This is a genomic window from Marinobacter persicus, from assembly GCF_002934325.1.
In the GTDB taxonomy this organism is placed as follows: domain Bacteria; phylum Pseudomonadota; class Gammaproteobacteria; order Pseudomonadales; family Oleiphilaceae; genus Marinobacter; species Marinobacter persicus_A.
This window is the reverse complement of the sequence record NZ_PTIV01000008.1, coordinates 77,488-96,447: the sequence shown is the minus strand read 5'-3', so window position 1 is coordinate 96,447 and position 18,960 is coordinate 77,488. Positions and strand designations below refer to the sequence as shown.

20 protein-coding genes, 1 tRNA gene and 2 riboswitches are annotated in these 18,960 nt (G+C 58.1%); of the genes, 13 read left to right on the top strand and 8 right to left on the bottom strand.

What is annotated here, in order from left to right; all coding sequences use genetic code 11:
• Positions 1 to 24: 24 nt before the first annotated feature.
• Genes BY454_RS06640 through rdgC form a run of 5 tightly spaced genes read left to right on the top strand, consistent with a single transcriptional unit; the run spans position 25 to position 3,005 of the window.
• Entirely contained in the window at positions 25 to 777 is a 753-nt protein-coding gene (locus tag BY454_RS06640) for a YciK family oxidoreductase (RefSeq protein ID WP_104416020.1), read from the top strand.
• A complete protein-coding gene (locus BY454_RS06635) occupies positions 777 to 1,010 on the top strand; it encodes a glutaredoxin family protein (protein WP_104416019.1) in 234 nt (77 codons plus the stop codon). The genes BY454_RS06640 and BY454_RS06635 overlap by 1 nt, the downstream gene beginning before the upstream one ends.
• Before the next feature lie 13 nt (positions 1,011 to 1,023).
• Positions 1,024 to 1,794, top strand: coding sequence for a peroxide stress protein YaaA (gene yaaA, locus BY454_RS06630; RefSeq protein ID WP_104416018.1), 771 nt, complete (start codon positions 1,024 to 1,026; stop codon positions 1,792 to 1,794).
• Positions 1,795 to 1,847: 53 nt separating this feature from the next.
• Positions 1,848 to 2,048, top strand: coding sequence for a DUF2788 domain-containing protein (locus BY454_RS06625; protein WP_104416017.1), 201 nt, complete (start codon positions 1,848 to 1,850; stop codon positions 2,046 to 2,048).
• A gap of 30 nt (positions 2,049 to 2,078) precedes the next feature.
• Positions 2,079 to 3,005 (top strand): recombination-associated protein RdgC, encoded by a 927-nt coding sequence (rdgC, locus tag BY454_RS06620; RefSeq protein ID WP_104416016.1) that lies wholly within the window; start codon positions 2,079 to 2,081, stop codon positions 3,003 to 3,005.
• A 39-nt stretch (positions 3,006 to 3,044) separates the two neighbouring features.
• Here rdgC and BY454_RS06615 read toward each other — a convergent pair whose 3' ends face one another.
• A complete protein-coding gene (locus tag BY454_RS06615) occupies positions 3,045 to 5,786 on the bottom strand; it encodes a bifunctional acetate--CoA ligase family protein/GNAT family N-acetyltransferase (RefSeq protein WP_104416015.1) in 2,742 nt (913 codons plus the stop codon).
• A gap of 198 nt (positions 5,787 to 5,984) precedes the next feature.
• On the opposite strand from BY454_RS06615, the gene BY454_RS06610 reads away from it, so the two are divergent.
• Positions 5,985 to 6,908 (top strand): histone deacetylase family protein, encoded by a 924-nt coding sequence (locus tag BY454_RS06610; protein ID WP_104416014.1) that lies wholly within the window; start codon positions 5,985 to 5,987, stop codon positions 6,906 to 6,908.
• Positions 6,909 to 6,926: 18 nt separating this feature from the next.
• On the opposite strand, the gene BY454_RS06605 is transcribed toward BY454_RS06610, so the two are convergent.
• Positions 6,927 to 7,853 (bottom strand): flagellar protein MotY, encoded by a 927-nt coding sequence (locus BY454_RS06605; RefSeq protein WP_181049663.1) that lies wholly within the window; start codon positions 7,851 to 7,853, stop codon positions 6,927 to 6,929.
• Positions 7,854 to 8,008: 155 nt separating this feature from the next.
• Here BY454_RS06605 and pyrC point away from each other — a divergent pair, with 155 nt between their 5' ends.
• The 5 genes from pyrC to BY454_RS06580 all read left to right on the top strand — a co-directional run bounded on the left by pyrC (position 8,009) and on the right by BY454_RS06580 (position 13,170).
• Positions 8,009 to 9,040, top strand: coding sequence for a dihydroorotase (pyrC, locus tag BY454_RS06600; RefSeq protein WP_104416013.1), 1,032 nt, complete (start codon positions 8,009 to 8,011; stop codon positions 9,038 to 9,040).
• 47 nt (positions 9,041 to 9,087) lie between these two features.
• A complete protein-coding gene (gene rnt, locus BY454_RS06595) occupies positions 9,088 to 9,756 on the top strand; it encodes a ribonuclease T (protein ID WP_104416012.1) in 669 nt (222 codons plus the stop codon).
• 74 nt (positions 9,757 to 9,830) lie between these two features.
• On the top strand, positions 9,831 to 10,130 hold the full coding sequence (locus BY454_RS06590; protein ID WP_104416011.1) for a hypothetical protein: 300 nt from the start codon (positions 9,831 to 9,833) through the stop codon (positions 10,128 to 10,130).
• Between the two features lie 39 nt (positions 10,131 to 10,169).
• Complete coding sequence (locus BY454_RS06585; RefSeq protein WP_104416010.1) at positions 10,170 to 13,028, top strand: insulinase family protein; 2,859 nt, start codon at positions 10,170 to 10,172, stop codon at positions 13,026 to 13,028.
• A gap of 65 nt (positions 13,029 to 13,093) precedes the next feature.
• Positions 13,094 to 13,170 (top strand) — tRNA-Arg (locus BY454_RS06580).
• Between the two features lie 9 nt (positions 13,171 to 13,179).
• On the opposite strand, the gene BY454_RS06575 is transcribed toward BY454_RS06580, so the two are convergent.
• From BY454_RS06575 to BY454_RS06565, 3 genes are all read right to left on the bottom strand, one after another.
• Complete coding sequence (locus BY454_RS06575) at positions 13,180 to 13,797, bottom strand: trimeric intracellular cation channel family protein (RefSeq protein ID WP_104416009.1); 618 nt, start codon at positions 13,795 to 13,797, stop codon at positions 13,180 to 13,182.
• 22 nt (positions 13,798 to 13,819) lie between these two features.
• Positions 13,820 to 13,917, bottom strand: a riboswitch (glycine riboswitch).
• Position 13,918: 1 nt separating this feature from the next.
• A riboswitch (glycine riboswitch) is annotated at positions 13,919 to 14,007 on the bottom strand.
• Positions 14,008 to 14,054: 47 nt separating this feature from the next.
• Positions 14,055 to 14,861, bottom strand: a complete 807-nt coding sequence (locus BY454_RS06570; protein ID WP_104416008.1) for a DODA-type extradiol aromatic ring-opening family dioxygenase — start codon at positions 14,859 to 14,861, stop codon at positions 14,055 to 14,057.
• Positions 14,862 to 14,928: 67 nt separating this feature from the next.
• Entirely contained in the window at positions 14,929 to 15,372 is a 444-nt protein-coding gene (locus tag BY454_RS06565) for a DoxX family protein (protein WP_104416007.1), read from the bottom strand.
• A gap of 157 nt (positions 15,373 to 15,529) precedes the next feature.
• On the opposite strand from BY454_RS06565, the gene BY454_RS06560 reads away from it, so the two are divergent.
• Both BY454_RS06560 and BY454_RS06555 read left to right on the top strand, forming a co-directional pair.
• Positions 15,530 to 16,435, top strand: a complete 906-nt coding sequence (locus BY454_RS06560; protein ID WP_104416006.1) for a LysR family transcriptional regulator — start codon at positions 15,530 to 15,532, stop codon at positions 16,433 to 16,435.
• A 124-nt stretch (positions 16,436 to 16,559) separates the two neighbouring features.
• Entirely contained in the window at positions 16,560 to 17,123 is a 564-nt protein-coding gene (locus tag BY454_RS06555) for an NADPH-dependent FMN reductase (RefSeq protein WP_104416005.1), read from the top strand.
• Between the two features lie 75 nt (positions 17,124 to 17,198).
• Here BY454_RS06555 and BY454_RS06550 read toward each other — a convergent pair whose 3' ends face one another.
• Genes BY454_RS06550 through BY454_RS06540 form a run of 3 tightly spaced genes read right to left on the bottom strand, consistent with a single transcriptional unit; the run spans position 17,199 to position 18,907 of the window.
• Positions 17,199 to 17,768, bottom strand: coding sequence for an acyl-CoA thioesterase (locus BY454_RS06550; protein WP_104416004.1), 570 nt, complete (start codon positions 17,766 to 17,768; stop codon positions 17,199 to 17,201).
• Between the two features lie 23 nt (positions 17,769 to 17,791).
• Positions 17,792 to 17,926 (bottom strand): hypothetical protein, encoded by a 135-nt coding sequence (locus BY454_RS17025; RefSeq protein WP_258075584.1) that lies wholly within the window; start codon positions 17,924 to 17,926, stop codon positions 17,792 to 17,794.
• A gap of 30 nt (positions 17,927 to 17,956) precedes the next feature.
• On the bottom strand, positions 17,957 to 18,907 hold the full coding sequence (locus BY454_RS06540) for a ketopantoate reductase family protein (protein ID WP_258075583.1): 951 nt from the start codon (positions 18,905 to 18,907) through the stop codon (positions 17,957 to 17,959).
• Between the last annotated feature and the right edge of the window lie 53 nt (positions 18,908 to 18,960).

Below are 18,960 nucleotides of genomic sequence, written 5' to 3'. Positions count from 1 at the left end.
GTCGCCTGAACACGGAGACAGGTTATGCACGATTACCAGGCACCTGCCGATCTTCTCAAAGACCACATCATCATGGTCACCGGCGCCGGCAGCGGTATTGGCCGGGCGGCTGCCATGGCCTACGCCGCCCATGGCGCCACGGTAATCCTGGTGGGCCGCACAGTGGAGCGTCTGGAAGACATCTACGACGAAATTGAGGCCGCCGGCTATCCACAGCCTGCCATTGTGCCCATGAATTTCGAAGGCGCTGCGGTGAAAGAATACGAAGAGCTGGCCATGACCATCGAAGACAACTTCGGTCGCCTGGATGGCCTGCTGCACAACGCCGGCATGCTTGGTGACCGCAGCCCGGTTGAACTGTACGACCCGGCAACCTGGAACCGTGTCATGCAGGTGAACGCCACTGCTCCGTTTCTGCTGAGCCGGGCCATGATTCCGCTGCTGCGCAAGTCCACCGATGCCTCAATGATCTTTACCTCTTCCGGCGTGGGCCGACAGGCCCGGGCCTATTGGGGTGCCTATGCCGTGTCCAAGTTTGCCATCGAGGGCCTGACCCAATTGCTGGCTGACGAACTGGACGACGAACGCCACAACATTCGCGTCAACAGCCTGAACCCGGGCGCAACCCGCACCGGCATGCGGATGCTGGCCTACCCGGCGGAAGACCCCAACAAGAATCCGAAACCAGAGGCTCTGATGCCGGTCTACCTGTACCTCATGGGTAAGGACAGCCGGGGCGTCAATGGCCAACAAATCGACGCGCAGCCGAAAAAGTAATGGAATTACTGTTCTATACCACTGCCCAATGCCACCTCTGCGAACTGGCCGAGTCTCTGCTGGTACAGACGCCCATGCCAGAGCCCATTCCCGTGGATGTGGTGGACATCGCCCAGTCTGAAGCGCTGGTGGAACGTTATGGCACCCGCATCCCTGTGTTGCGGCGTAACGACACCGGCGCGGAGCTGGACTGGCCGTTTACCAAAGACCAGTTACTGACGTTTCTGCAATGAGGAACTGCCACCAATGCTGATGATCATCTCACCTGCCAAGACGCTGGATTACGAAAGCCCGTTGGCAACGGAAACCCATACCCAACCGGATTTCCTGGACGACGCCTGTGAACTGATCGACCAGCTCAAGGAACTGGAGCCGCACCAGATCTGCAACCTGATGGACATCAGCGACAAGCTCGGCCAACTGAACGCGGAGCGTTTCCAGAACTGGCACACGCCGTTCACCCCGGACAACGCCCGCCAGGCGGTACTGGCGTTTAAGGGTGATGTCTATACAGGGCTCGATGCCGAAAGTTTCAGCGAAGACGATTTCCAGTTCGCCCAGAAACACCTGCGCATCCTCTCCGGACTGTACGGCTTGCTGAAGCCGCTGGACCTGATGCAACCCTATCGCCTGGAGATGGGCACCAAGTTTGAGAACACGCGCGGCAAGGACCTTTATGCGTTCTGGGGCAGCAAAATCACCGAGGCCCTGAACCAGCAACTGGCCGAGGACGATCAGGTACTGGTTAACCTGGCCTCCAACGAATACTTCAAGAGCGTCAAGAAGAGAGAACTGGACGCCCGGCTGATCACCCCCCAGTTCAAGGACTGGAAAAACGGTAAGTACAAAATGATCAGCTTCTATGCTAAAAAAGCCCGCGGTCTGATGTGCCGCTACGCCATCCAGAACCAGATCAACAAGGCGGAAGACCTGAAAGGATTCAACCTGGACGGCTACTATTTCAGCGAAGACCAATCCGATAACAACAACTGGGTTTTCCTGCGCGACGAACAGTAATTGCCCGTCCTGACCTTACTGGCTCAAAGTTTTCAGTTGATATCGGAGACATCATGAACGAAGCAGTTTTTTCCCAGATCGCCATGCTGGTGCTTCTGACCGGCCTTATTGCCTGGATGGGTTTCATCGTCTGGGACCTGGCCAAGAAATCCAATGCCGGAAAGTTTGGCACCATGGCCCTGTTCACCGTACTGGGAGCAGGGGTTGTAGGCTTCATCATCAAGACCGTTCTGGTCGAAATCATTCAGATCTGATCTGCCCAGGCAAAAGGATAGCTAACCCTAATGTGGTTCCGTAACGCCCGAATTTTCCGTTTTACCAAGCCCTTCGACATCTCGGCCGAAGCGCTGGAAGAGCAACTGCAGGCCGACGCCTTCAAACCCTGCGGCCCGCAGGAAACCACGCGCTCAGGCTGGGTGCCGCCACTGGGTAAGCATGGTGAGCAGCTGGTGCACAGCGCCAATGGCTACCACCTGATCGCCCTGCGCAAGGAAGAGAAAATACTGCCAGGCCCCGTGGTCAAGGAAGCCGTAGAGGAGCGCGCCGAGGCCATTGAACTGGAACAGGGCCGCAAAGTCCGGCGCAAGGAAAAAGACGAGATCAAAGAGCAGGTAATGCTGGAAATGCTGCCCCAGGCCTTTTCCCGCAACCGCCGCTGCTATGCCTATCTGGCGCCACAGGATGGCCTGCTGGTGGTGGATGCCGGCTCTGCCAAACAGGCCGAAGATCTGGCCTCCACCCTGCGCAAAAGTCTCGGCTCCCTGCCGGTACGGCCGCCGGTGGTCGAACAGTCACCGGCGTTCACATTCACCGGATGGCTGGCGGAAACCGTCGATCACCCGGCCACCGTGGTTCTGGGTAGCGAATGCGAGCTGAAAGATCCATCCGAAGACGGTGGCGTGGTGCGCTGCAAAGGACTGGACCTGAAAGCCGACGAGATCCGCAACCACCTGGAGGCCGGCATGCAGGTCACCAAACTGGCACTGACCTGGGACGACAATGTCTCATTCGTGCTGGATGAGGAACTCGGCATTCGCCGTTTGAAGTTCGGCGAGTCCCTTCAGGAACAGCTGGAGGACGTGGATACAGACGATGCCGTGGCCAAATTCGACGCAGCCTTTACCCTCATGACCCTGGAATTGTCCCGCATGGTGCCCGGCCTGCTGGAGGCCCTGGGCGGCGAAGACCGCTCCGCCATCATCGAGGAGTAAGCCCCAGAGCCCCGGGCAACACCCCGGGGCTCAAGCTTCTCAAGCCTTGCGCTGTAATCGCTCTTTCTGCCATTGACTGGTCGGTTCATTAAGCACCAGCCGCAGGTCCATCACGTCCTCTTCATTGTTGTACTTGATCTCGAAACCCAGATGCTCCGCCAGCTGCAGCATCGGCAGGTTATCCGGCAGTACATCCCCTACCATTTCCACGGTGCCCCGGGCGCGACAATACTCGATCATCTTCTGCATCAGCCGGATCCCCAGGCCCTCGCCTTTCATGCGGTCGTCCACCATCACGGCAAACTCACAGCGAAGATTGTCCGCGTCGGTCCAGGTGCGAACGGTGCCCAGGGTTTCTTCACCCTGGCCATCCTCACGTTGGGCGTTGGCGATAAACACCATTTCCCGGTCGTAATCGATCTGCACCATCTGGGCAACGTCCTCATGGGAAAAGTGCTTCCGGTACTGGAAGAACCGGTAGCGAATGGACTCGGGCGACTGGTGCTCATGAAACGCCCGGTGAGCCGGCTCATCCTCCGCCAGCACCGGGCGGATAATGACTTCTCGACCGGATTTGGGCAGCACAACCCGTTCCTCCAGCTCCCGGGGATAAGGCTGGATAATGGGCTGGCCCGGCTTCTCGTCCAGATCGATGGCGACATTCACCGCCACCGCACCGTTGTCATTAAACAGCAATGGCGAAATCTCCAGGCCGCGAATCTCCGGCATGTCGATGGCTATCTGCGACAGGGTCACCAGGGTCTCACACACCGCCCGGATGTCTTCCTCCGGGCGCAGGCTGTACTCCTCCAGCAGCTTGTACATGTAGGTTCGCCCCAACAGCTCCCGGGCCAGGACCATATTCAGCGGCGGTAAAGCAATTTGCCGGTCACTCATGATGTTGATCTGCGCACCGGCTGCGCCACAGACCACCAACGGACCGTAGGTCTCGTCCCGGGTAATGCCCACGCTGAACTCAATGCCGCCGATGTGCTGATACGAGTGCTGAACGGAAAAACCCAGGAAGCCGCTGTCCGGGAAATGCTTGAGGTATTCATCCATCAGAAAACGGCAGCCATCTATGATTGCCTGCTCGCTATTCACCTTCTTCACGGTGCCCTTGTACCGACACTGGGCCGGCGTCAAATCCATGAAGGGATGACAGACCTCCTGGTGCAGGATGGTGATATCCACCGGTCGCCGGTCAATGGAAAAGACCTGCAGCACTTCTTCCACGTCATCGCAATACAGTGTGTTAAGCGTACTCAGGCCATATTCCTGGACCACCCGGCGAGCTTCCTGATTGGTCAGATACCGGCGCTTCTGCTTCAACGCACGGGTCACCAGCTCACGCGTGCCACTGTGATCGGCAAAATGGTCCGTGAATGACTCCGGAGTTTCCGTCAGCAAGCGCTGGACCCGCTGATGGCGTACGTGCTGCATAAAGGCCATAACGGCCTTTTCCGGATTAAAGAACGAGGGCACACCCGCCTTGTAGAAGGCATCCCGGGAGTCCATCACCGTGCTCTGCCCGAGCCAGCAGGTAAACACATTCAACTGCGTACCACGGGCGGCCTCCACCACCGCGTTCGCTATTTCCAGACTGTTGCCGGTCAGTGTGGGGGCATACATCACCAGCAAATTCGCGACATTACGATCCTTGGCCAGGATCTTGACCGCCTGGGCGTAAATTTCCGGCGTGGCGTCGTAGTTCAGGTCAATGGGATTCTTGCGAGTCCAATACGGCGGCAAAATCTCCGCCAGGGAAGAGATACTCTGCTCGGACAGTTCCGCCATCTCGCCGCCCAGGTCGGCCAGTCGGTCGACGGCCATCACCCCGGGCCCCACGCCATTGGCCATGATCGCCAGGGATTCGCGGCGCAGGGGGCGCATACGAGTCAGCGTTTCCAGGGCATCGAACATCTGCCCCAGGCCATCGACCCGAAGTACCCCGGCCCGCTTGAGCATGGCATCATAGATCGGGTCGCTGCGCTTCAGGCCCGCCGGCAACACATGGGGCACCCATTCGGACTCCGGCACCCGCCCCGATTTCACCGCGATCACCGGCTTGGTGCGGGACGCCACCCGCACGGCCGACATGAAACCGCCGGGATTGGGAATGTTCTCCATATGCAAAAGGATGGCCCGGGTCTGGGTGTCCTGGGCCAGGTAATCAATCAGGTCTTCGTGGCCGATGTCCATGCCATCTCCCAGCGTCAGGAAGTAGGAGAAGCCCACCCCCCGGGCCACCGCCCAGTCAATGACAGAGCTGGCGATGGTGCCGGACTGGCCGACAAAGGCGACGCGCCCCGGCAGGGCGTTCATGTGCGCGTAGGTGGCGTTGAGCCGGCGGCCAGGCACCATCAAGCCAATGGTGTTGGGCCCCAGTACCCGCAAACCGGTTTTACGGGCCGCATCACGGACTGAGTACATCAGGGGCTTGCCGCTTTTGCTGTGAGTACGCGACATACCGCCGGTCATCACGATGGCAGTCCGTACTCCCTGTTCACCCAACCGGCGAATCACCCGTGGCACAGTAATAGGGGGCGTGCAGACAATCGCCAGATCGGGCACAAATCCCAGGTCACTGATCTTCGCCTGACAGGCCACTCCATAGACCCGCTTGTATCCTTTGCGGTTCACCACCGCCAACCGGCCGGGAAACTTTCCGTCAAGCAGGTTGCCCAACACAATGCCGCCCAGATTGCCCGGCCGTTCCGAGGCACCAACCACCACAATGGATTCGGGGTTGAACAGGCTTTCCAGATAGCGGGTACTCAAAGTGCATCTCCCAGGCATGGCACAATTATTGTCACCCCACCTCCTTGGCGGGGTCCGGCTGATCACTATCATATCTTAGATAGTAAGCCTTCGATGTAAATCCGCTATCCAATTGATAAACAAAAACGGACACGACACGCTTGGAGCTGGCCTGATACCATGCCCTTCCAAAAGTGCATCCAGGCATAGGCCCAGCTCATGACCACAGCATTTTACTCCCACAATGATTGCATGAAACACGACATGGGCCCGGGGCACCCGGAAAGCCCCGAGCGGTTGTCGCGTATCATGGCCTATCTCGCGGACTCACCGCTGGAGAAAAAGCTGGACTGGGTTCGGCCGGAGGAGATTACCCGGGAGCAGTTGCTGACCGCCCACCCGGAAAGTTATCTGCAGCAACTGGAAAACATGCAGCCTGCCCAGGGGCGAGTGTTCACTGACCCGGAAACGGCCATGATCCCCCACACCCTTCGCGCGGCTCGCCTGGCCGCCGGTGCCAGCGTACAGGCCGTGGACAGGGTAATGAGTGGCCAGGCGACCAATGCCTTCGTCTGCACCCGCCCACCGGGCCATCATGCAGAGAGCGCTCGCTCCATGGGGTTCTGTTTTTACAACAACGTGGCGCTGGCAGCCCTCCACGCGCTGATTGAGCACGGCCTGGAACGGGTGGCCATTATCGATTTCGATGTCCACCAGGGAAACGGCACAGTCGATATTGTCGGCGGTGACGAGCGCATCCTGATGTGCTCCACCTTCCAACACCCATTCTTCCCCCACTCACACGTCTATCGCCAGGCGGACAACATCGTGAACGTCCCGGTGCCTGCCGGTTGCGGCTCGGAGGAGTACCGCAAGCTGATTGAAGAAAACTGGCTGGACAGACTGCAGGCCTTCAAGCCGCAAATGCTGCTGGTTTCCGCCGGGTTCGACGCCCACAAGCGGGACCCGATGGGCGAGCTCAACCTGGAGACGGCGGATTTCCGCTGGCTGACCGAACTGTTGATCAACATAGCGGCGGAACATGCAGAGAACCGAATCGTGTCCGTGCTTGAAGGCGGGTATGACCTGAACGCGCTCTGCGAGTGCGTAGCAGAGCACCTGGAGGCGCTGAGCGCCGTTTAAGATCCGTTTAAACGACGTTCAGCCGGCAAACTCGTTGCTATCGCCACTGGCCTGTTGAAATTCTGGCCGTTCACCTTCGCGCTGAAGCCGAATATTCACCCTCCGGTTTTCCGACTGACGACGGGATGCTGGGTACTGGTCACCGTGGGCCCGGACGGTCAGCATGTTCTCATCAATGCCGCGGGATTTCAGATAGTCCGCGACTACCTGGGCGCGTTCCTCGGACAGGGCCCGGTTATCAATACGGCTACCAATGCTGTCGGAATGGCCATCAACAAATACCCGCTCCACGCTCGGGTCTGCCATGACAAACGCCACGATGTTATCCAGTAGCCGCTGATCCGCCTCTGACAAGCTGGTACTGCCACTGGCAAACGGAATGCGCGATCGTCGTAGCTGGTCATAATTGGCCGGCAACAAACCAGCAACGCATTGACGATACCCCTGCCATTGACCGGAGAAATTCACATTGGACAGGTGCACCCGCACCTGTCCATTCCCGTACCGGGCCGTTCGGGTAAGCGTCGGCTGCATCCCCTTGAGCAATCCACGGGCAATATAGGTAGCCTCCCGGTTTCCGAGGTCAACCGCCCGCCGCCCGGAGGAAACATTCACCGCCCCCAGGGAGGTCGGCGCTACGCCTGGTCGCCAGGCTGGCGCTTCCACCACCAGTTGCCCCCGCCCGGCTCGCATCATGGGAACTTCCGATTCCAGAAAGAACGTCAGTTCCTCGCCGGCCCGATGACGAAACACCGCACGGCCATAGCCCGGCACTTCATGCACCAGCACGCACTCAAAGACCGAATCGGTCAGATACCACTGACTGTTTTCTATACCCGCGCCATAACTGGAGGCCATAACCGGCCATGCCACCCAAGGCAGCATGGCGGCGCCGCCAAGCAGCGCCAGCCGGCGGGCTAGAGACTGGCAAGAAACCTTGGCCATATTCATGTCCCGTTTATCAAAGAAGGAACCATACACGCAGGTTAACGGCCCCGATCCACAGGACTTGAGGATGGATATCGCATCCGGGCCCGGAACATTTACCCCGCCCTTCTGATATAATTCCTCAAATTTTTCGGCTGCTTTCGGATGCTTTCATGACCAGACAACTCACCATCACCCGCCCGGACGACTGGCACCTGCACGTACGCGACGGCGCGGTTCTTGACTCTGTCGTCCCGGCCACCGCCGCCTGTTTCGGCCGGGCTATCATCATGCCCAACCTGGTGCCGCCGGTGACCGACACCGCCGCCGCCATGGCCTACCGGGATCGCATCCTGACAGCCGCCGGTGACACCGGGTTTGAGCCCCTGATGACCCTGTATCTCACCGAGGGCACTACGCCCGAAACCATCCGGGAGGCCAAAAAGGCCGGCATTGTGGCAGCCAAGCTCTATCCCGCTGGTGCCACCACCAACTCCGCTTCCGGCGTAACCGATATTCGCAACATCTATCCGGTGCTGGAAGCCATGGCCGAGTGCGGCATGTTGCTGCTGGTGCACGGCGAGGTGACCGACGGCGACATTGATATCTTTGACCGTGAAAAAGTCTTCCTGGAGCGGGTGCTGGCCCCCACCCTGGCCGACTTCCCCAACCTGAAAGCGGTGCTCGAGCACATCACCACCGCAGATTCCGCCGAATTCGTGCGTAGCCACACCGGCGGCAACCTGGGCGCCACCCTTACGCCCCAGCACCTGATGTACAACCGCAACAACATGCTGGTTGGCGGCATTCGCCCTCACCTGTATTGCCTGCCCATCCTCAAGCGCAACAAACACCAGCAGGCACTGCGCGAAGCCGTGGCCAGTGGCGACCCCCGGTTCTTCCTGGGGACCGATTCCGCACCCCACGCCCAGGACAAGAAAGAAGCCGCCTGTGGCTGTGCCGGTTGCTATTCCGCTTATGGCGCGATTGGCCTATACGCCGACATCTTTGAAGAACTGGGCATTCTGGACAAGTTCGAGGCCTTTGCCAGCCATAACGGCGCCGATTTCTACGGCCTGCCCAGAAACACCGACACCATCACCCTGGTGCGTGAGCCGTGGACCATGCCGGAAACCCTGCCCCTGGCCGATGGCAACATCGTGCCCCTGAAAGCGGGTGAAACCGTTCACTGGCGCATGGCCTAAACCTTCATCCATTTTTATACAACCTACAGACGAACATCGGAGTTCGAGTGTCAGACGAAAACAAACAGCCACATCCCATGTCCCTTCGCTTCCGGGGTTTCCTGCCGGTCGTGGTCGATGTCGAAACCGCCGGTTTCAATCCGGAGCGGGACGCCCTGCTGGAAATCGCGGCCGTGATGGTCACCATGGACGACAACGGCTGGCTGCACCGTGGCGAAACTCACGTTAAACAGATTGACCCGTTCGAAGGGGCCAACCTGGAACAGTCCGCCCTGGATTTCACGGGCATCGACCCCTGGTGCCTGGAGCGCGAAGCCGTGCCCGAGCGCGAAGGCCTGAGTGAAATCTTCGCCCCCATTCGCAAGGCGGTGAAAGCCCACGACTGCAAGCGGGCCGTACTGGTGGGCCACAACGCCACCTTCGATCACAACTTCGTGTTTGCCGCCGCCATGCGGGCCGACATCAAACGCAACCCGTTCCACCCGTTCTCAACGTTTGATACCGCCACCCTGGCCGGCCTCGCCTATGGCCACACCGTGCTGGCCCAGGCGTGCAAGATCGCCGGCATTCCGTTCAGCAACAAACAGGCCCACTCCGCTGCCTACGATGCGGAGAAAACCGCCGACCTGTTCTGTGGCATCGTCAACCGCTGGAAGGAGCTGGGCGGCTTTCCTCCCCCTGCTGTGATGGACACACCCGAAGAAGACAACGCCTGACCGGTGGCCGTGGGAACTTCCTGCGGCCAACGCCGTCTCACCTCAACATCCTTATAGCGGTTATTTTTTCGAATATGCAAAACGACAACCCGAACACCGAACGTTACATCGCCATTGCCCGGGCCTGCCTGAAGGCCATCAACGACACCGCTTCAGACAACGGCTCCCGGGAAGACAAAATCCAGGCTGTTTACGACGCCATCGATACCGCCTTCCAGGCTGAGTTCTCCGACTACCAGCAGTCGATTGCCGTCATGGCCACCGTTCTGGAACGCATCGGTTCCGGCGACCTGAGCGCGGACAAAGCGGCCAGCCTTGCCCGTCAGACACTGGAACAGCAACCGCAAACCAGCAGGAACGCACAGCTGCACTAAAACACTATTTATCAGCCATTCAGCGGGAGTAGGGGTTTCATGACTTTTGACTACGTTTCAACCTCCGTCACCCGGCACCGGCCCGGGATTATCCTGTTTTTACTAGCCACCCTTATGTTGAGCCAGACAGCCATCGCCAGCGTGACCCCGACCAAAAGCCCCAACGACAACAACGACTACCGCTACCTGGAACTGGACAACCAGCTACAGGTGATGCTGGTCTCCGACCCCAAGGCGGACATGGCCGCAGCCTCCATGAATGTCGCCGTGGGCAGCGGTGACGATCCCGACGACCGCGCCGGCCTCGCCCACTTCCTCGAACATATGTTGTTCCTGGGAACCGAGAAATATCCCGATGCCGGTGAATACCAGCAATTCATCCGCAGCCATGGCGGCAGCCACAACGCCTTTACCGCCTTCCAGGACACCAATTATTTCTTTGATGTGGAAGCCCAGTTCCTGGAGCCGGCGCTGGACCGCTTCGCCCAACAGTTTTCCGCCCCTCTGTTCACCCCCGAACTGGTGGACCGTGAACGAAACGCCGTACATTCGGAGTTCAGCGCCAAGCTCAAGGATGATGGCCGTCGGCTCCTGTCGGTCAGAAAAGCCAGCGGTAACCCGGACCACGCCTTCAGCCGCTTTGCCGTGGGCAACCTGACCACGCTGGAAAACACCGAGGACAACCCGCTGCGCCCGGACCTGGTTGAATTCTGGCGGGAACATTATTCCGCCAACCTGATGACACTTGCGGTATACGGCCCCCAGAGTCTGGACGAGTTGGAAGCCATGGTGCGTAAACGCTTCGCGGCCATTGAGAATCGGAACCTGACGGCGCAGAAGCACCCCGAGCCCATTCTGGATATGGACCGTCTGCCGGAGAAGGTTACCGCTGAGACCCTCAAAGACAGCCGGCACCTGACCCTGGCTTTCCCGATTCCGTCACAGAAAGAAAACTACAAAACCAAACCGGCTTCCTACCTGGCCAATCTGATTGGTCACGAAGGACCAGGCAGCCTGTTTGACGTTCTGAAAACTGCCGGGCTGGTGGAAAGCCTGTCCGCCGGTCTTGGCATGGACACCGGCCAGAATGCCACCCTGGAAATCAGCATGGCCCTGACCCGCAAGGGCCTGGCGAACCAGGATACGATCATCAACCTGACTTTCGAGTACCTGGACCAGATTCGCCAGAACGGCATCAGTGAAGAACGCTTCCATGAAATGCAGCAACTGGCGAGGATTGATTTCCGCTTCCGCGAACGTGGCAAGCCGGTACGGGAGGCCATGCGCCTGTCCCGGTCGCTTCGGGACTACCCGGTGGAAGATGTGCTCAGCGCGCCCTGGCTCATGGAAAACTACGCACCGGAGCAGTACCGGGCACTGCTGCAGCAACTCACGCCAGACAACCTTCAGGTACGGGTTTCCTCCCCAGATCCGAAACTGGAAAACCCCAAACGCACCCAATGGTACAATACGCCGTGGCAGCGCGAACCGTTGCAGCTCCGCAGCAAGGCTGAAACAAACCTTACCAGTCAACTGAGCCTGCCCGAGGCCAACCCCTTTGTACCGGAAAACCTGGAACTGGTCGGCGGTGACACCATGGCGCACCCGGAACGCCTGGCCGATTTTCAGGGCCTGGACGTCTGGTACGCCCGCGACACTCAATTCAACACCCCAAAGGCTAACGTGTTCATCAGCCTGCGCACGCCCGCTACGCAAGACAGCGCCAGGACCAAAGTCCTCACCCAGTTACTAATGGATACGGTGAACACCAACCTGAATGCCCAGGCCTATCCAGCTCAACTGGCCGGCCTGAGTTACCGGGTGTACTCCCACCTGCGGGGCATCACCGTTCGCATTGGTGGGTATGACGACAAACTGCATACCCTGCTACAGCGCATTCTGGCCGAATTGGCCGACCCCACAATCACGCCACAGCGCTTCGAAATTGACCGCCAGCGCCTGATCGACAGCCTGGAAAACCAGGCCAAGAACCGGCCCGTGCAGCAAACTTCCGAGTTTGTACAAACCGCGCTGATTGAAGGCACATTCCCGACCAGCGAAAAACTGGCTGCCGCCCGAGAAGTCACCCTTGAGGAATTGCGGGCGTTTGCCGGAACGCTACTGGCCAGCACCGACCCGGTCATGCTGGCCCACGGTAACCTCACCCGCGCCGCCGCCCTGAACATGGCACGGCAGGTACAGGCGCTGGTTCTGGACGAAGGCCAACGCACTTCCGTCCCCCGCTCCAGCCTGCGCCAGTTGCCGCCGGGTGAAACCCACGCAACCATCAAAGTGGATCACCCCGACACCGGCTACACCCTGTACCTGCAGGGACGGGATACCTCCTACCCGGAACGGGCTCGTTTCCGCCTGTTGGCCCAAATTGTCGGCAGCCCCTTCTACGAGGAAATCCGCACCTCCCGGCAGCTGGGATACATTGTGTACGGCACCAACTTCGAGATCCTGGAAACGCCCGCTCTGGGCCTTATTGTCCAGTCACCAGAGGCAAGCGGTGCCACCATCGATGCGGCCGTGACCGAGTTCGCCCAAGACTTCACTCAACAACTGAAGAGCCTGGACGACAACCGCCTGAACCGCGAGAAACAGGCCGTAATCAGCCGCTTGCTGGAAAGCGACCGGCAACTCGATGAAATTTCCAGTCGCTACTGGCGAGAGATCGACCGCCAGAATTATGACTTCGACAGCCGGGAGCAACTGGCCGAGGCCGTGCGCCAGGTGTCACTGGAAGAACTGAATCGTACCTACGAAAATGCCCTACTGGACCGCCAACGGGCGCTACGAGTGACCACAGGCCAGAAAGGCATTAACGAGGAAGAGATTCTGGAACAGCTACGCCAACGACCGCCAATGGCAAGCACCAGCGCCCGGAACAACTGACCTCACCGGCCGCCCCCCCCTTGAGACCCAAGCCGGTGCCGGCTATCATACGCCCTCCTCGGAAGGCCCCCGTAGCTCATCTGGATAGAGCGATCCCCTCCTAAGGGATAGGTAGCAGGTTCGAGTCCTGCCGGGGGTACCAATCAACCGCTCAATCCCACCGCTCCTGCGAATAACTGAACACAGGCAATGACACGTTCCACCGAATCGCAACCATGCGTAGCAAAAGGCCAAGGCTGAACGCGGCCAGCAATGTAATGTCCTCCCCCACGCCCTGCTCCAACAGAGTCAGATACAGCAAGGCCACGATCAGCGAAACACTGGCGTACAGTTCATGGCGCAGAACCTGAGGAGTTCGGTTACACATGATGTCCCGCAGAATGCCACCAAATATTCCCGTGGTGATGCCGGCCATCACAATCACAATGGTGTCGTACCCCAGGTTAAGAGCCACATTGCAGCCGATCACGGTGAAGGCCACCAGGCCAATGGCGTCCAGCACGAGAAAAAGCTGGTGAAGATGGCGCATTACGCGGGCTATAACAATAGTTATGAGCCCGCCGGTAACGGTTAGATAGATATAGGTAGGGTGCTGGGTCCAGTTCACGGGGAAATTGCCCAGCAGAATGTCGCGGACAGTGCCGCCACCAAGGGCAGTCAGAAACGCGACGACAGCGACGCCGAAAAAATCCATATTTCTTCGCCCAGCGGCGAGGGCGCCGGACATGGCTTCGGCAGTAATGGCAACCATATAGATAGAGATCAGCACACAGGACTCCCGAGTTTCTGTGGCCTCTCCCCCTGTCCCTGATACCTGAGAGTTTACAGAGCCCTGCCCTGTTTGCCCCTTCGGTGGACTGCTTGGCAGCCTCTCTCCAGACGGCGTTATGTTGATGGTCGCAGTACTTGTGCCTGAGCGTTTATGGGAGTTTGCGCCTTCGGCGGGGCTTTGCAAGGCCCACTCTCCTGCGAGGAACGGGATTATAGAAGCGTAACGGAGGTCGTCACAACCCGACGCCTAAACCTTCACCCTGCTTTCCAATAAAAGAATCCCGATTCTTTCCCCAGAATAGTCACCGAGGAATGCGCATCGCTGGGCTTATTGGCAAGGCCATAACAGACGTGTAGCGGCAAAAGATGCTCTTCACGGGGATGACAGAACCTGGCATGGGGCGCCTCGCCCCAATGAATCAGCCGTCGCTCCCGCTCCGATTCATCCATTTCTTCATCAGCACAAGTCTGCTTCAGCCATTCCTCAAATGCCCGATTACGTACCTGTATTTCCGGTGTACTTGCCGTGAAGAACGCGCGCATGTTGTGAAATGAAAAACCCGAGCCAATAACCATCAGGTTGTCGTAGTCAATGGCCTGCAAAGCGCGCCCAATTGCCAGGTGAAGGCTGGCATCCAGGCTATTTACCAGGGATAGCTGGATGCATGGAATGTCGGCTTTCGGATACATCAGCTTGAGCGGCACAAACAGGCCATGATCAAAGCCGCGTTGCTCATCCAGCCGTGCCGGGAGCCCGGCTTCCTCCAGTGCCTGGAAGACCTGCTTCGCCAGCTCCGGCTCCCCCGGACAGGGATATTCGATTCTGTAGGCCTCCGGTGGAAAGCCATAGTAATCGTAAATCAGGCCCGGGTTGGCCCCGGAAGTGATTGTCGGTAAGGCCTCCTCCCAGTGGGCACTGATCACCAGAATGGCAGACGGCCTCGGGAGCTGATGCGCCAGACCGGTTAGCTGGTCCACCATATCCTGGTGTCCGGGGTCCCCCAGCAGCGGCATCGGGCCGCCCCCATGGGAGATATACAGTACGTCGTTTTTTGTGGTCATGACCATTACTCCCGCTTTGCCCGGCCCACATGCCAGGTGGCATCTCAACCTACATCACCAGTCTGATTCAGACCCGCTTCTGAAACAGGCTGTCCAAAGCGAATCGGCCCGCGCCCTGAACGGCCAATGCCAGTGAGACCACAAACAGGGTCAGGGCATACTCGTAGCCGTTGTTAGACATAAACAACCCGTTGCCGATGTGTACCGAGAAAATGGCCACCAACATGGTAAAAGCGGCAACCAGCGCTGCCGGTCGCGTCAGGAGCCCAAGCACCAGCGCCAGACCACCGAAGAACTCGGCACCACCGGCCAACAGGGCCATCACATAACCCGGCTCAAGACCAATGCTGGCCAGCCACTGGCCGGTACCTTCCAGGCCATATCCGCCAAACCAGCCAAAGAGTTTCTGGGCGCCGTGGGCTGCCAGGATCAGCCCAACGGGTACACGCAATACCAATGCTGCAAAACCGCCGTTGTTGTTAAAAAGTGCCTTTGAAAATCGAGCATTCATGATGCCACCTCGAGTCTGTCTGTGTATTGGTTTACCAGGAAGCGTCTGCTTCAAGCGATGTGGCCACTTTACTATCACCAATATGAAAGACTAATATCCTTGTCATTGCTTATTTATAAACATATTGTTGATAACGAAAGCACAACCGGACACTCCTATGGATAGAATCGAAGCCATGCGCGCCTTCGTAGCCGTGGTCAACGAGGGCTCCTTCACCCGCGCGGCAGATCGTCTGGAGACCTCCCCCCAACTGGTCAGCAAGTACGTTTCCCAACTGGAAACCCATCTGGGTGTACGGCTACTCAACCGCACCACCCGCAGGCTCAACCTGACCGAGGCAGGCACGCAATATCACCAGAGAGCCCGGCAGGTGCTCACCGACATTGACGATATGGAGCACCAACTCGGTGACCTGCAAACCCAGGCTCAGGGCCTATTGCGAATAAGCGCCCCGGTCTCTTTTGCCATTCGTCACCTGGCTCCCCTCTTGAGTGAGTTCCAGAAAGCTCACCCCGCCGTGGGCATTGATCTGCAACTGAACGACCGAAAAGTTGACATCGTGGAGGAAGGATTCGACATCGCGCTTCGTATTGGCCACCTGAAAAGCTCCTCTTTGATTGCCAAGCGACTCGCCCCGGTCAGGCTGGTGCTCTGCGCCTCGCCTGACTATCTGAAGCAACACGGCACGCCGCGCCGCCCTGAAGAACTGGGCCATCATCGCTATCTGCAGTACAGCTACATGGACATTGGTCCTGGCCATCCACTTCAGAAATGGCTGCAGGCCGGGGGGCAAGAGAGTGAGGGCAGCATGGTCAGCAATAACGGCGATGTGCTGGTAGAGGCGGCCATTGCCGGGGCCGGCATAGCCCTCCAGCCCACCTTTATTGCCGGCAACGCCATCAGGGAAGGAAAGCTGAAGGTGATCCTGCCGGAGTACGAACCCCAGCCCATGGCGCTCTATGCGGTCTACGCCCACCGGCAGCTACTGGCCAGCAAGGTGCGTGGTTTTATCGATTTTGTTGATGGCTTCTTTGGGGAAGCACCTTATTGGGATCAGTTCTAGAAAGCCTCATTTTTTGTTCAGGTAATTTGAACAAGTCTTGCTGACTTCTCCGTTATCATTTCATGCTTGCGTTCCTTATCATCATTCTTCAAACCCAGAACACCATGCAAAAGGATTGAATGACATGTCGCTCCTGCTCCAGACCATTATTTGCAGCACCCGCCCAGGGCGGATAGGCCCATCGGTAGCCCAATGGTTTCATGGCCACGCTAATGAGCAAGGTAACTTTGAGAGCGAATTGATTGATCTGGGGGATTTCAACCTGCCGGTTTACGACGAACCTCATCACCCGAGGACGCAGAAGTACGAACACGACCATACCAAGGCATGGTCTGAAAGTGTCTCCAGAGCGGATGCCTACGCGTTTGTGATTCCCGAATACAACTTCTGCCCGCCGCCTGCGTTTGTTAACGCACTGAATTACATTTACCGGGAGTGGAATTACAAGCCGTGCGGCTTTGTTAGCTACGGCGGCGCCTCTGGCGGGGTTCGCTCGGCAGTTAATGCCAGGCAGTTAGTCACCACCCTGAAGATGATGCCAATGGTGGAGGGCGTGATGGTACAAATGCCCTGGGAGAAGCTGGACGATTCTGGCAACTTCGTGGCGGAACAGCCCCACGCCCAGTCAGCAACGGCGATGCTGGAGGAAATGGCTAAGTGGGCGCAGGCGCTGAAAGCAATGCGATAACCGCCGATAGGCAAGAGTGTCCACCAGGAAAACGGTGGACACCCATTGGCCGGGGTTTAACCCCAAAAAAAATGGTTATCCTTCAGGCGTAACCACCTTACAGTTCTCCCCCTCAAGAGAACTGTCACTGACGTCATAATCAATCTCGCTTCTTGCCTGATCCAGCTCATGCCGCTGCAGTTTTCTCACCTTACGGCGCAAGCGCCCCTCCAGAAAACGGCGCACTTCCTCGTCGGTCTCCAACAATAATCCGGGAATTGCTTCCGGGGATTTGGTGTCCTTGTTCAGGGCCACCATGGTGAAGTAGGAGGTATTGGTATGGCGAATCATGCCGGTATGAAAGTTCTCCGACACCACCCGGATACCGATTTCCATGGATGACTTGCCGGTGTAGTTCACGGATGAATACAGAGTCAGGATTTCCCCCACTTCCACCGGATTCAGGAAATCCACCTTATCGACCGACGCGGTGACGCAATAACACTTGGAGTGCGAGGCCGCGCAGGCATAGGCAATCTTGTCCATCAATGACAGCACCACGCCCCCGTGCACCTTACCGCCAAAATTCTCATAGGAAGGAACCATCAGCTCCTTCAAAACAATCTGGGACTCGCTAACAGGACGAAACTCACCACTTTTACTCATCAGAACCCTCTCAGGAAATTTGGTTAGCCCAACAGCTTGATCATCACACCCGCAGCCACCGCAGAGCCGATAACACCCGCCACGAATAACAGGAACGCAAACACAAAGCCCATGCCGGCAATCATCAGATCCACGGCTTGTGACATCAGGTCATTCATAATTTCTTGTTACCTTTTCTTGGAAAGGCCTTAACCGGCTTTTTGATGTTGCAGCAGTGCATGCACCGTGTGGGTATAGGGCGCCTCAATACCGAGGCTCTGGCAACGCCGGAGCACCGCACCAGAAATGCTGTCCAGCTCCAGTGGACGTCCTTTTTCCTGATCCACCAGCATGGAGGTTTTGATGGCATTAAAGCTGCTGATCAGGTCAAACATTTCATCCAAGTCGCGCTCGGTCAGGTTTACGCCGTCGGCTTTCGAGGCCTGTACGGTTTCCGCCATCATGCCGTACACCATTTTTCCGAATTCCGGGTGATGGGTCAGCTTATATGTGTCCAGGTAAGTAAGTGCCGACAACGGATTCACGCCGTTATTGATCACCAGCTTGCGCCATAACTCGTAATGAATGTCGTCAGTGACCCTGGTGGGTATGCCTGCCTCGGTGAATGCTTGTTCCAATCGGGACAGTAAATCGGTGCGAGGGTCATTCCGAGCCTGTACCGGCCAGGCACCCATAACGATCTGGGCCACGCCTTCGGCGTAGACTTTGCCAGGCTCCGTAATATGGCCACCAATGCGCACGGCCAGACCGCCCAGCACTCGCTGTTCACCCACTTCTTGGGCGATACGCTGCTCGTTGTCTACCCCGTTCTGCAGGGACAACACAGGGGTTGAGCCAGCCTGCAGCCATGGTGAAAGTTCAACCATCACCGGCTCCGTGGCGGTGGATTTCAGGGTAATGGCAATCAGATCAAAATCATCCGCCCGGTGCGACTTCATCAGGGTCTGGTGATCAAATGCGGGCAGATCGTGATGACTGATCGTCCCTTCATAATCCACAACCAGGCCATTGGCTTGCAGGGCTTCGAGGTGTTCGCCCCTGGCAGTCAGGACCACGTTATGACCCGCTTGCGCCAGCTTTGCAGCGTAGTAGCCCCCAATACCACCGGCACCGATCATCAAAACTCTGAGCTTGCTCACATTCCCCCCAACCAATCCACATTACGCACAGAAAAACCGGGACACTCTGGCCC